We start from the raw sequence: 13,079 nt of genomic DNA on the forward strand, positions 1-13,079 counted from the left end.
CGTTACCGCCAGTGGCGGTAACGACGGTCTTAACTTCAACTCAGGATTACGCGATGTCTCTATTCATTCGCATCACGGCCGGCTTGCTCTCCCTCGCCGCAGTGCTCCCGGCACTCGCCGCCCAAGTCAGCGTCCACGACCCCGTCATGGCCAAGGACGGCAACAAGTACTACCTCTTCAGCACCGGTCCCGGCATCACCTTCTACAGCTCCAGCGACATGAAGACCTGGAAGCCGGAAGGCCGCGTCTTCCCCGGCGAACCCGCCTGGGCCAGGAAGGCCGCGCCCACCTTCAACGACCACATCTGGGCCCCGGACATCTACCACCACAACGGCAAGTACTACCTGTACTATTCCGTCTCCGGCTTCGGCAAGAACACCTCCGGCATCGGCGTGACCACCAACGCCACGCTCGACCCGCGCGCGCCCAACTACCGCTGGGAAGACCAGGGCATGGTGCTGCAATCGGTCCCGGGCCGCGACCTGTGGAACGCCATCGATTCGCACGTCATCGACGACGAGAAGGGCACGCCATGGATGTCCTTCGGCTCCTTCTGGTCCGGCCTCAAGCTGGTCAAGCTCGACGCCAGCCGCACGAAGCTGGCCGAGCCCCAGGAATGGCACACGATCGCCCGCCGTGACCGCCCGGCCTTCACCCCTGACGAAGAACCCGGCGCCGGCCATATCGAAGCGCCTTTCATCATGCGCAAGAACGGCTGGTACTACCTGTTCGCGTCCTGGGACCTGTGCTGCAAGGCCAAGGACAGCACCTACAAGGTGGTGGTCGGCCGCGCGAAGGCGGTCACCGGCCCTTACCTCGACCGCAATGGCGTCGACATGGCCAAGGGCGGCGGCTCGCTCGTGATCCAGGGCGACAGCGCTTGGCGTGCCCTGGGCCACAACAGCGCCTATACCTTCGACGGCAGGGACTACATGGTGCTGCACGCCTACGAGACCGCCGACAAGTACCTGCAAAAGCTGAAAGTCCTCGAAATGAAGTGGGACAAGGATGGCTGGCCGACGGTGGACCAGAGGGACCTCAACCGCTACCAGAGCAGCCTGCAGAAATGAAGATACGGATCGCGGCCTTGAGTCTCCTCGTCGCCGGCGCATGGGCGCAGGCGGCCGACCTGTTCCCCCTGGCGGACGTCAGGCTCAGGCCCGGTCCCTTCCTGGACGCCCAGACCACCAACCTGAACTACCTGATGGCGCTGGAGCCGGACCGGCTGCTCGCTCCCTTCCTGCGCGAAGCCGGCCTGGAACCGCGCAAGCCCAGCTACGGCAACTGGGAATCGACGGGACTGGACGGCCACATGGGCGGCCACTACCTGTCGGCGCTGGCGCTGATGCACGCCTCGACCGGCGACGGCGAAGTGCTGCGCCGGTTGAACTACTTCGTCGCGGAGCTCAAGCGCGCGCAGCAGGCCAATGGCGACGGCTACCTCGGCGGCATTCCCGGCGGCCGCCAGGCCTGGCGCGACATCGCGGCCGGCAAGCTGGAGGCGGACAACTTCTCCGTCAACGGCAAGTGGGTGCCCTGGTATAACCTGCACAAGGTCTTTGCCGGCCTGCGCGACGCCTACCGCTATGCCGGCAACGAGGATGCGAAGGCGATGCTCATCGGGCTGTCCGACTGGGCACTGGGGCTGAGCTCGCGCCTGTCCGAACAGCAGATGCAGCAGATGCTGCGCAGCGAGCATGGCGGCATGAACGAGATCTTCGCCGACGTCGCGCAGATGACGGGCGACCGCAAGTACATGGACCTGGCACTACGCTTCTCGCACCAGGCCATCCTCCAGCCGCTGGAGAAGGGCGAAGACAAACTGACCGGCCTGCACGCCAATACCCAGATCCCGAAGGTGATCGGCTTCAAGCGCATCGCCGACCTGACGCAGCGCGAGGACCTGGACAAGGCCGCCAGGTTCTTCTGGCAGACCGTCGTCGAGCACCGGACGGTGGCGATCGGCGGCAACAGCGTCAAGGAGCACTTCCACGACCAGAAGGACTTCGGCCCGATGATCAACGAGGTCGAGGGGCCCGAGACCTGCAATACCTACAACATGCTCAAGCTCACAGGCATGCTGTTCCAGTCGGAGCAGAAGGGCAGCTACGGCGATTACTACGAACGCGCACTGTACAACCACATCCTGTCGTCCCAGCGGCCGGGCGGCGGTTTCGTCTACTTCACGCCGATGCGGCCGAACCACTACCGCGTGTACTCGCAGGTGGACCAGGGCATGTGGTGCTGCGTGGGCTCGGGTATCGAGAGCCACGCCAAGTACGGGGAGTTCATCTACGCCCACGAAGGCGACGCCTTGTTCGTCAACCTGTTCGTGCCTTCGACCCTGAACTGGCGCGAACGCGGCGTCAAGCTGACCCAGAGCACGCGCTTCCCGGATGCGGACAGCACGCGCCTGACGGTGGACCAGGGCGGCAGGTTCACCATGAAGATCCGCTATCCGTCCTGGGTGGCGCCGGGCCGCATGCAGGTCAAGGTCAACGGCAAGGCGGTCAAGATCGACGGCCATCCGGGCAGCTATGTGAGCGTGGCGCGGGATTGGAAGAAGGGCGACCGCGTCGACGTCCAGCTGCCGATGACGACCCGCCTGGAGCAGATGCCGGACAAGTCGAACTACTATGCCGTCCTGCATGGCCCCGTGGTGCTGGCGGCGAAGACCCGCCTGTTCGCCGACGAAAAGCTCGACTCCCTGGCCGACGACTCGCGCATGGGGCATATCGCCAATGGCCAGATGTGCCCCCTGGAGGCGGCGCCGATGTTCGTCAGCGATTCGAAGGACTTTGTCCGCAAGTTCAAGCCCGTCAAGGGCAAGCCGCTGACCTTCACCGCGCCCGGGCTGGTGCATGGGGCGGATGGCGCCCGGACCGAGTTCATTCCCTTCTTCCGCCTGCACGAGTCGCGCTACACGATGTACTGGCAGCATTCGACGCCGGCTGGCCTGCAGCAGCTACAGGACGCGAACGCCGCCCGCGAGGCGGAGCGCCTGGCGCTGGACGCCCGCACCATCGACCAGGTGGCGCCGGGTGAGCAGCAGCCGGAGTCGGACCACTTCTTCAAGGGGGAGGGGAGCGAGGCCGGGATCAACAACGGTCGGCACTGGCGGCATGCGAGCAAGTGGTTCAGCTATGAGCTGAACGATCCGAAGCAGGAGGCGAAAGTGCTGCGCCTGAGTTTTGCCAAGGCAGATGCGGGGCGGCAGTTCGATGTGCTGGTCAATGGACAGCTGCTGGCGCAGGTGACCTTGACGGCGGAGGCGAAGGACGAGATCTATACAGTGGATTATCCGATTCCGGAGGCGATGCGGGCGGCTGCGCAGGGGAAGATGAGTGTGCGCTTTGTCGCGCGGCTGGGATCGGTGGCGGGTGGATTGTACGGGCTGCGCTTACTTCGTTAGCGATCACGCGCCTGTTTTCCACCCGCGGGGGGGGGGGCGGGGGGGGGGGGCCGGGGGGGGGGGGGGGGGCGGGGGGGGGGGGGGGGCCCGGGGGGGGGGTTCGTGTTCTTTGCCGAGCACCTGTCGCTGGCGCGGCTGGGGTGCATGGGGCTGATTTTTGTGGGGATCGCGGGGTTGAAGACCTTGGGGGTGGATTGAGCGTTACTTCAACTTGGGCCCCCGCCTTCGCGGGGGTGACGGTTTTAAGGGCAGTGATACTGTCAATCCTGCCACCACCCTACGCCCCGTCACCCCCGCGAAGGCGGGGGCCCAGGTTTGCCGAATCAGCCACTACCCTATCTACCCCCTCGGCGGCTTGTACTCCGGGAACATCTCCTTGTACAGGAACTGCATCAGCTCCTCCGTATCCTGCGGCCTTGCGCTCAGCTTCACGACACGCCCCAGGCGATGCGAATCCCACTCGAAGTCGCCGGTTTTTTCACGACGGATGAGTTCGATCATCTTCTTGACCACCGCCGTCTCGACATCCGGCTCGCTGCCCTGCTCCACGGTCACCTGCGTCAGCCAGCGCCGCTTGAAGTTGGGATTCCAGCCGCGGAAGCGCAAGTCCATGCTGTGGAAGGTCTTGTTCGACACCGAGAAGATGCCCCCGGTCTCGTTGCGGTCGTCGCGTCCGCGGCCGTTGATGGCGGCGATGTTGGCCAGCGCCCGGGCCTGGCCACGCGCGGCTTCGCTTTCCTCGCTCGGGGTGTCGCCGCCGGTCTGGGCGCCGCGCTGCCTGCGGCGCGCTTCGATCGCCGCGGCCATGTCCATCTCCGGCGGCGCCTCGGTCTTCGGTTGGGGCGTGGGCTTGGCGACTTCTTCCGGCTTTTCGTCCGGCAAGGTGATCGTGTCCGGCAAGCGCTGCACCTCGATCCGCTCGGGCTTCGGGCGCGGCGCGTTCTTGTTGGGCGAAGGCTTGGGAACCGGCTTGGGCGCCTGCTGGCGCGGCGCAGGCTTCGGCTGTTGCAGCGGGGCAACGTAGACCACTTCGCTCTCGCGCTCGGCCGCCGGGCGCGCCTTCTTGTCCTCGCTCTCGGGCTTGAACAGGTAGAGGGCGATCAAGAGCAGGTGCAGGCCGATCGTGCCCGCCAGGCCCAAGCGGTTCGGTCCCTGCCGGCCATAGGTCGGCGCCGGGCGCGACGATAGTGGCTGCCCGCAATGTGCGCACACATCGCTGTCTTCCTCGTAGGTATGGGAATGGTCACGCAAGGTCGTACGGTTTCCTGGAAGCGGCATCTGTAAAAGCGGCAGAGAAAGCGCAGTCTAACCGTTTTGGGTCCGCGGCGCACCTGATGTGCTGCACAGCTTGCCCAAGCGGACCTTGAAGGATGTTACAGAATGTTTCCAGCGGGCGAATACCGGCCGGCATGGAAACCCATGCCGGCCCTTTGCATTAATGCACGGCTTCGAGCTTGGCCAGCTGCTCGTCGGTCATGGGACCGGTGCCGCTGAACCTGTCGAGGTACAGATAGATGACTGGAGTGATGTAGAGCGTGATCACCTGCGAGAAGATCAGGCCGCCCACCACCGCCAGGCCGAGCGGCTGGCGCAGCTCGGCGCCGGCGCCGATGCCCAGCGCGATCGGCAGCGCGCCCATCATCGCCGCCAGGGTGGTCATCAGGATCGGACGGAAGCGCAGGATGCAGGCTTCGCGGATCGCTTCCTGGGGTTTCAGCCCATGGCTGCGCTGGGCCTCGAGCGCGAAGTCGATCATCATGATCGCGTTCTTCTTGACGATACCGATCAGCATCAGGATGCCGATCATGGCGATCAGGGTCAGGTCCATGTCGAACAGCCACAAGGTCAGCAGCGCCCCCACCGCCGCCGACGGCAGGCCGGCCAGGATGGTCAGCGGGTGGATGTAGCTCTCGTACAGCACGCCCAGCAGCACGTAGATGACGCCGATCGCGGCGACGATCAGGATCAGCTGGCTCGACTGGGTGTCCTTGAACACCGCGGCGTCGCCGCCGTAGTTGGTGATGATCGAGGCCGGCAGCTTCATCTCGCGCCCCATCTCCTCGATGGCGGTGGTGGCGTCGCCCAGCGGCACCCCCGGCGCCAGGTTGAAGGAGAGCGTGATCGCCTGCAGCTGGCCCTGGTGGTTGACGGCCAGCGGGCCGACCGTGCGCTTGACGGTGGCGAAGCTGGACAGCTTGACCAGGTCGCCATTCTTGCTGCGCACGGAGACCCGCGACAGCGCCTCGTCGTAGTAGCGGTCCGCGGCGGCCGCCTCCAGGATCACGAAGTAGCTGGCCGCGGTCGAGTAGATGGTCGAGACCTGGCGCTCGCCGAAGGAGGCGTACAGCACGGTGCGCACGTCGGCCATTTCCACGCCCAGCAGCGCGGCCTTGTCGCGGTCGATGTCGATGGTCGCCTGCAAGGCCTTGTTCTGCGAATCGCTGGTGACGTCGCGGAAGCGGTCGTCGGCGCGCATGCGCTCCAGGAACTGCTCGGCCCACTGGCCGATCTCGCCGCCCGACACGCTCTGCAGGGTGTACTGGTAGCGGCTTTTGCTCTGGCGGCCGCCCAGCTGCAGGTTCTGCACCGGCGACATGAACACCTGCACGCCGGCGACCTGGCGCGTGGCCTTGCGCAGCTCGTCGACCACCAGCGGCATCGGCGGACGCTCGCTGCGCGGCTTGAGCACCAGGAACATGCGGCCGGTGTTGCCGCCGCCGGTGAAGGAGGTGGTGTCCTGCACGTAGGGACTGGCGCGCACGATGTCGACCACCTTGCCGTGCAGCTCGGCCAGCTTGGCCGAGGAGGTGTCTTCCGAGGCCTCGACCGTCACGCGCAGCTGGCCGATATCTTCTTCAGGGAAGAAGCCCTTCGGCATGGTCATGTAGAGCACGGCGGTCAGCACGAAGGTGCCCAGCGCCAGCATCAGCACCAGGAAGCGGTGGCGCAGCGCCATGTCGAGGGTGCGGCCATAGGCGTCGCGCACGTTGACGAACATGGCTTCGAAGCGGCGGCCGACCCAGGACATCTCGTGCGGGGCGACGTGGCCGCCGCCCTTGAGCAGGCGCGAGCACAGCATCGGCACCAGGGTCAGCGACACCGCCGCCGACACCAGCACCGCCAGGCCGACGATGACGGCGAATTCGCGGAACAGCAGGCCGATCACGCCCGGCATGAAGAAGATCGGGATGAACACCGCCACCAGCGAGATCGAGATCGAGATGATGGTGAAGCCCATCTCGCGCGCGCCGACCAGGGCCGCCTGCATCGGCTTCTTGCCCATCTCCATGTGGCGCACGATGTTTTCCAGCACCACGATGGCGTCGTCGACCACCAGGCCGACCGCCAGGGTGATGCCCAGCAGGGAAATGTTGTCCAGGCTGTAGCCGAGCGCATACAGGAGCGACAGCGCGCCCAGCAGCGAGATCGGCACCGTCACCGCCGGGATGAAGGTCGCGGCCAGGCGGTGCAGGAACAGGAAGATGACCAGGATCACCAGCACCACGGTGCCGGCCAGGGTCAGGTTGACGTCGTGGATCGCCTCGCGGATCGAGGTCGAGCGGTCGTTGACCAGGTGGATCTTGATCGAGGCCGGCAGCTGCTGCTCGAAGCGCGGGATCAGGGCGCGCACCGCATCCACCACCTCGACCGTGTTGGCGTTCGGCTGGCGCTGGACCATCAGCGAGATCGAGCGTTCGCCGTTGAGGCTGCCCAGGGCCTTGACCGACTGGTAGCTGTCCTCGACCTCGGCCACGTCGCGCAGGCGCACCGGCATGCCGTCGCGGGTGGCGACGATCAGGCCGGCGAAGTCGCTGGCCCGCATCAGCTGGCCGCCGCCCTGGATGGTCAGGGTCTGGCTCGGGCCGTCCAGGATGCCCAGCGGGGTGTTGGAATTGGCCGCGCGCAGCGCCGTCGCCAGCTCGTCCATCGAGATATTGCGCGCGTTCATCAGGTCGGACTTGGCGCGCACCCGCACCGCGAAGCGTTTCTGGCCGTTGATGCCCACCTGGGATACGCCCTTCACGGTCGAGATTGCCGGCGAGATCAGGTTTTCGGCGTAGTCGTTCAGTTGCGACAAGTCCATCGACGGCGAGGTGATGTGCGCGAACAGGATCGGCGCGTCGGCCGGATTGACCTTGCGGTAGGACGGCAGGTCGGTCATTTCCTGGGGCAGCTGGCGCTGGGCCGCCAGCAGGGCGGCCTGGACGTCCACGGCGGCGCGGTCGACGTCGATCTTGGTGTCGAATTCCAGGGTCAGGTTGGTATTGCCCTGGGTGCTGGTCGAGGTGATCAGGTTGATGCCGGCAATGGTGGAGAACTGTTTCTCGAGCGGCAGCGCGACCGAGGACGCCATGGTTTCCGGGCTGGCGCCCGGCAGGTTGGCGTTGACGTTGATGACCGGCGTGTTATAGCTCGGCAGCGCGGCGACCGGGATGTGCAGGTAGGCCAGCACGCCGACCAGCACCAGGCTGATCGACAGCAGCACCACCATCACCGGCCGGCGGATACACAGTTCGGACAGGTTCATGCCGATTCCTTCTTGGCTTTCGGGCCCGCTTCGGCCTTGCCGCTCCCCTTGCCGCCCTGCTGGCCGGCCATCCGGATCTTGCCGCCCGGACGCAGGTTCTGCTTGCCCTCGGTGATCACTTTTTCATTGCCCGCCAGGCCGCTCACGGCGGCGTAGTCGCCAAAGCCGTGCAGGCGCTTGACCGGCACCTGGCGCGCCGCGTTGTCCTCGCCGGCCACGTACACGAAGGTGCCGCTGGTCGCGTTGATGATGGCCGCCTGCGGGATCACCACGGCGTCCTTCAAGGTCTGCACGGTGACACGGGCGGTCACGTACTGGCCCGGCCACAGGCTGGCGCCCGGGTTGGCGAACTCGCCCTTGACGCGGATGGTGCCGGCTTGCGGATCGACGGTGTTGTCGATGAAGCTCAGGCGACCGGCGACTTGCGGCGAGGCCTCGTTGACCTGGGCGCGCACCTCGACCTTGCCCTGCCGCTGCGCGGCCAGCAGCGAGGCCAGCGAGGATTCCGGCAGGGTGAAGGAGACATTGATCGGGTCGAGCTGGGTGACCGTGGTCAGCGAGGTGGTGGGCTGCACCAGGGCGCCCGGATGCACGTCGATGGCGCCCACCCGGCCCGACATCGGGGCGCGGATCGTGGTGTAGCTGGCCGCGACCTGGCTGGCGCGGGCGGCGGCGCTGTTACTCTGCACCAGGGCGCGCTGGGCTTCGACCTGGCTCTGCAGCGAATCGAGGGCGCTCTGGGCCAGGAATTTCTGGGCCACCAGTTCCTGGCTGCGCTTGAGCTGGCGCTCGAGGTCGGCCAGGGTCGCGCGGTCGCGCGCCACCTGGGCCTGGGCCTGGGCCACGGCGGCGCGGTCGGCGCGGTCGTCGAGCGAGAACATCAGCTGGCCTTCCTTGACGAAATCGCCTTCCTTGATGTGCACCTGGCGGATGGTGGCCGTGGTCTGGGGATGCAGGTCGACCGTGCGCAGCGGCGTGACGGTGCCGTTGGCGAGCAGCTCCACGCCCACGTCCTGGCGCTGCGGCGCCACCACGTTGACGGTGACCGGCGGCTGGCCGCCGCCGGGGCCGCCCTGCCCGCCCTTGCCACCCTTGCCATTGTCGGCATGGGCCCCGCCGTCCGAATTCACGTACCATGCGCCGGCCAGCGCCAGCGCGGCGATCCCGCCAACCACTGCTACATTCTTCTTTTTCATTCCTGTCCCTTGGCCGCCTGCCCAGGCGGCGCTGTCATATGGTGATTGGCGCGCCAACGCGGCCGGGCCGCATTCTCGCAAACCTTTATTACGAGCTTATTTGTTTGGATAATACTCCGGCAGCATGAGCGTGACTTCAAGCCCGCCTTCCGGATGGTTCGCCAGCGCGATGCTGCCGCCGTGCTGCTCGGCGATATTGCGGGCGATGGTCAGTCCCAGCCCGGTGCCGCCGGACTCGCGCGAACGCGAGGTCTCGACGCGGTAGAACGGGTCGAACACCCGCTTCATCTCGGCCTGGGGAATGCCCGGCCCGCTGTCGCGGATGCGCACGCGCGCGGCGCCGTTGATGCGGTCGACATTCACGCGCGCTTCGCGGCCGTACTTGACCGCATTGTCGATCAGGTTGCCCAGGCAGCGGCGCAGGTCCAGCGGCCGGCCCAGCAGGGCCATGCCGGCGCGGCCGTTCAGGTCCACCTGCTGGCCGGCGTCGACGGCGTCCGCACAGACGGCCTCGAGCAGCGAATCGAGATCGAGCATCTGCATCGTCTCGGTGGTGTCCATGCTGCGCGCCAGCTCCAGGCCCTCGCGCACCATTTGCTGCATCGCCGACAGGTCGCCGATCAGGCGTTCCTGGAGCTCGGCCTCGGACACCTTTTCCAGGCGCAGGCGCATGCGGGTGAGCGGGGTCTGCAGGTCGTGGGTGATGGCGGCCAGCATCTGAGTACGCTGGAAGATGTACTGGCGGATGCGCGCCTGCATGGCGTTGAAGGCGGCGCTGGCCTGGCGGATCTCGCTGGCGCCGGTCAGGTCGAGCGGCGCGCGGTTGATGTCCTGGCCCAGGTCCTGGGCCGCCTGCGCCAGCTGCTTGAGCGGACGCGTGGTCATGCGCGCCACCGCGTAGGCCAGGGCGCCGATGCTGAGCAGGAACAGGGCGATCACGGTGCGGTAGTCGGTCTCGAGCCCGGCGGTCGACGGACGCGGCGGCAGCACCGACAGGCGCATCTCGGCGCCGTCGCGCAGGCGCACGTTGAGCATCTCGCAGGCGCCGCGCCACTGGGCGTTGATCAGGCCGTACAGCACCGGCTGGCGGTTCGGCAACTCGCACGAGGGCGGACGGCTGGCCGCCGAGGTGATCGAATAGCCCTGCCCCAGGCGCGCGGCCAGCGAACGCGCGAACCAGGTCGGCGTACCGGCCAGCGGATGCGGCGTGCCGAGTTCCAGGCGCAGGCCGGGACGGTTGGCCACCGACAGATACACCATGCGCGCCGAGGCCGGCACGATCTCGGTCGCCATTACCAGCTGTTCGGCGCGCTCGAGCAGGTGCTGGTCGCGCTGCTGCTCGAACTGGCGCAGGCGCTCGTAGTCGGCGGCGAGCTGGGTCAGGGCGGCCGAGATCACCATGCCCAGCAGCAGCGTGATGAACACGCGGCCGGTCATGGAACCAAGGAAAGCCTTCACGCCGCGGGCTCCACCGTGACCTGGCCGGCCAGCACGTAGCCGCCGTTGCGCACGGTCTTGATGATTTGCGGCATGCGCGCATCCTCGCCCAGCTTCTGGCGCAGGCGGCTGATCTGGATGTCGATCGAACGGTCGAAGGGATCGGCGTCGCGGCCCTGGGTCAGGTTGAGCAGCTGGTCGCGGTTGAGCACGCGGTTCGGATGCTCGAGGAACACGCGCAGCAGGCGGAACTCGGCGCCCGACAGCATGATCACCACGCCCTGCGGATTGACCAGGTGGCGCGCGGTCAGGTCCAGGGTCCAGCCGGAGAACTTCATCTGCTGCACGTTCTCGGACGGCGAATTGGACGGCATGGCGTGCGAACGGCGCAGCACGCTGCGGATGCGCGCCAGCAGCTCGCGCGGCTCGAAGGGTTTCGGCAGGTAGTCGTCGGCGCCCATTTCCAGGCCCAGGATGCGGTCGAGCGGCTCGTTGCGAGCGGTCAGCATGATGACCGGCAGGGTCGAGGTGGCGCGCAGCTTGCGGCACAGGGTCAGGCCGTCGTCGCCCGGCATGTTGAGGTCGAGCACGATCAGGTCGGGACGCGCTTCGTCGAGCGCCTTCCACATGGCGGTGCCGTCGGCGGCGGCCAGGGTGCGGTAGCCGTTCGCTTCGAGGTAATCGGCCAGCAGGCTGCGGATGTCGCGGTCGTCGTCGACGATCAAAATCGTAGAGGGATTATCCATAACCGCAATTATCCGCATCTATGGCAAGGGTGGACAGCCGTTTTGTATCGGCATGTATAAGCCGATACCGGCGAAACATATTGATACAAAGTACCAGACAGGGGAAATCCCGCGGTTACAAGTTTTGGCGAAGATGGGTCCTGTGCAGCGAGCAGTTCAGTTGCACATCCAAACTGAACTCACCTGAAGGAAACACAATGAACACCATCCGCAAGAACATCGTGATCGCTCTCACCGCTTTCGGCCTGGCCGGCGCCGCCATTGGCGTGCAAGCCCAAACCCAGGCTCCTGCCGAAGGCCGCCATGGCCATGCCCTGAGCGTGGAACAGCGCCAGGCCAAGATGGCCGAGTCCAAGGCCAAGCGCCAGGCCGCCCGCGCCGAACGCCAGGCCAAGCTGCGCGACGCGCTGAAGCTGACCCCGGCCCAGCAGCCGTCATGGGACGCCTTTGTCGCCAGCATGACGCCGGCACAGAAGATGGATCGCGCCGCCCGTCCAGACCGCGCGCAGCTGGCAAGCTTGAGCGCACCGCAGCGCCTGCAGATGCGCATCGAGCGCCAGAAGCAGCGCACCGCCCGCATGGAAGCCCGCCTGTCGGCCCTGAACAGCTTCTACGCGGTCCTCACGCCCGAGCAGCGCAAGGTGTTCGACGAGCAGGCCAAGCAGCACCGCGGCGGCCGCCAACATCGTGGCCATGGCGGCCATGGCATGATGCACGGCTGATCGGCCTGCGGTCGCCAGCCGGGGACGCCTTCGGGCGTCCTTTTTTTTCAGGCCGCGCCTGTGCTCAGTCCCGGCGCGGCTTGAATTCGCTGAGCGCGGCGCGGGCATCGTTCAGGGACTGGAAAATACGCACCCCTCGCGGCACCTTCTCGAGGCCGGCGGCGCCCGCGCCTCCGGCCCACAATTGCACCTGGCCCGGAAGCCGCTGGCGCAGTTCGCGGAGGATGGATGCGATGGTCTTGCGCGGCAGCGAGGCGCTGAACGACAGTCCGACGACCTGGGTCTGGTAGGCCTCGGCCGCCGCGACGATTTCCGCCAGGGGCGACTGCGCCCCGAGGGAAATGCAGCGCGCGCCGGCGAGGGTGAGCACGGCTTCGACCATCAGGTTGCCGAGCATGTGCAATTCGCCCGGTGCCGTCGTCAGCAGCACGCGGGGCCAGCCGTGCGGCTGGTACACCGCCTGCACCGCTTCCCGCAACAGGGCCTGCACCATCTCGGTGTACAGGTGCTCTTCATAGACCGCGATCAGGCCCTCGGCCCAGGCATCGCCCACCAGGCTGTTCAGGTCCGGCAGGAGGTCCAGGACGAAGCCTTCCAGGCCCAGCCGGGCCAGCTCGGCATGCAGGTGCTCGCGCAAGCGATTCGGGTCCCTGGCGCGCAACAGTTCGACCAGGCGGCCATCTCCGGCGCCGGCCTGGACCGGCGGCCGGCTCATGGCCAGCAGCGCCTCCAGCTGCGCCTGCTCCAGCGGAACCACCGCACCTGGGCGCAGGCCCGTATCGAGCAGGGCCTTGATCAGCTTGAGGCGTTCAACCTGCCCCTCCGGGTAGACGCGCTTGTCCGCGGCATCCCGCCCGGGAACGGGAAATCCATACCGGTCTTCCCACTTCCTTAATACTTCCTTGGCAATACCTGTCTCCTCCGAGACTACAGATATCGGCACACGCATAGCCTTACCTCAAAATTATGTTTGTCTAAGACAAAACGCATGTTATAGTATTTTCCAGTCGGCAACAAACTTATTTCAACCGCCGTGAT

Annotated in this window: 9 protein-coding genes; 3 read left to right on the top strand and 6 right to left on the bottom strand. The window is 66.6% G+C overall.

Translation table 11 applies throughout. The features are described from left to right. The first annotated feature begins 53 nt into the window (after positions 1-53). Positions 54-1,070, top strand: a complete 1,017-nt coding sequence (locus KBW98_RS05020) for an arabinan endo-1,5-alpha-L-arabinosidase (protein WP_211519042.1) — start codon at positions 54-56, stop codon at positions 1,068-1,070. Beyond that, positions 1,067-3,412, top strand: coding sequence for a glycoside hydrolase family 127 protein (locus tag KBW98_RS05025; RefSeq protein ID WP_211519043.1), 2,346 nt, complete (start codon positions 1,067-1,069; stop codon positions 3,410-3,412). The genes KBW98_RS05020 and KBW98_RS05025 overlap by 4 nt, the downstream gene beginning before the upstream one ends. Before the next feature lie 339 nt (positions 3,413-3,751). On the opposite strand, the gene KBW98_RS05030 is transcribed toward KBW98_RS05025, so the two are convergent. The 5 genes from KBW98_RS05030 to KBW98_RS05050 all read right to left on the bottom strand — a co-directional run bounded on the left by KBW98_RS05030 (position 3,752) and on the right by KBW98_RS05050 (position 11,319). Beyond that, a complete protein-coding gene (locus KBW98_RS05030; protein WP_211519044.1) occupies positions 3,752-4,663 on the bottom strand; it encodes a hypothetical protein in 912 nt (303 codons plus the stop codon). A 184-nt stretch (positions 4,664-4,847) separates the two neighbouring features. Continuing rightward, positions 4,848-7,940: an efflux RND transporter permease subunit gene (locus KBW98_RS05035; protein WP_211519045.1), complete on the bottom strand. Its 3,093-nt coding sequence runs from the start codon at positions 7,938-7,940 to the stop codon at positions 4,848-4,850. After that, positions 7,937-9,136, bottom strand: a complete 1,200-nt coding sequence (locus KBW98_RS05040) for an efflux RND transporter periplasmic adaptor subunit (protein WP_211519046.1) — start codon at positions 9,134-9,136, stop codon at positions 7,937-7,939. The genes KBW98_RS05035 and KBW98_RS05040 overlap by 4 nt, the downstream gene beginning before the upstream one ends. Positions 9,137-9,232: 96 nt before the next feature. Next, positions 9,233-10,594: an ATP-binding protein gene (locus KBW98_RS05045; RefSeq protein WP_211519047.1), complete on the bottom strand. Its 1,362-nt coding sequence runs from the start codon at positions 10,592-10,594 to the stop codon at positions 9,233-9,235. Then, positions 10,591-11,319: a response regulator gene (locus tag KBW98_RS05050; protein ID WP_211519048.1), complete on the bottom strand. Its 729-nt coding sequence runs from the start codon at positions 11,317-11,319 to the stop codon at positions 10,591-10,593. The genes KBW98_RS05045 and KBW98_RS05050 overlap by 4 nt, the downstream gene beginning before the upstream one ends. A 197-nt stretch (positions 11,320-11,516) precedes the next feature. Between KBW98_RS05050 and KBW98_RS05055 the strand changes: the two genes are divergently transcribed. Continuing rightward, a complete protein-coding gene (locus tag KBW98_RS05055) occupies positions 11,517-12,041 on the top strand; it encodes a Spy/CpxP family protein refolding chaperone (protein ID WP_211519049.1) in 525 nt (174 codons plus the stop codon). Between the two features lie 64 nt (positions 12,042-12,105). Here the strand turns inward: KBW98_RS05055 and KBW98_RS05060 are convergent, their stop codons facing one another. Further along, the gene (locus KBW98_RS05060; protein WP_211519050.1) at positions 12,106-12,984 is read right to left on the bottom strand and encodes a cobalamin B12-binding domain-containing protein; all 879 of its coding nucleotides are present in this window, start codon (positions 12,982-12,984) and stop codon (positions 12,106-12,108) included. Positions 12,985-13,079 lie beyond the last annotated feature (95 nt).

The organism is Massilia sp. ST3 (genome assembly GCF_018119405.1).
Taxonomy (GTDB): Bacteria; Pseudomonadota; Gammaproteobacteria; order Burkholderiales; family Burkholderiaceae_D; genus Telluria.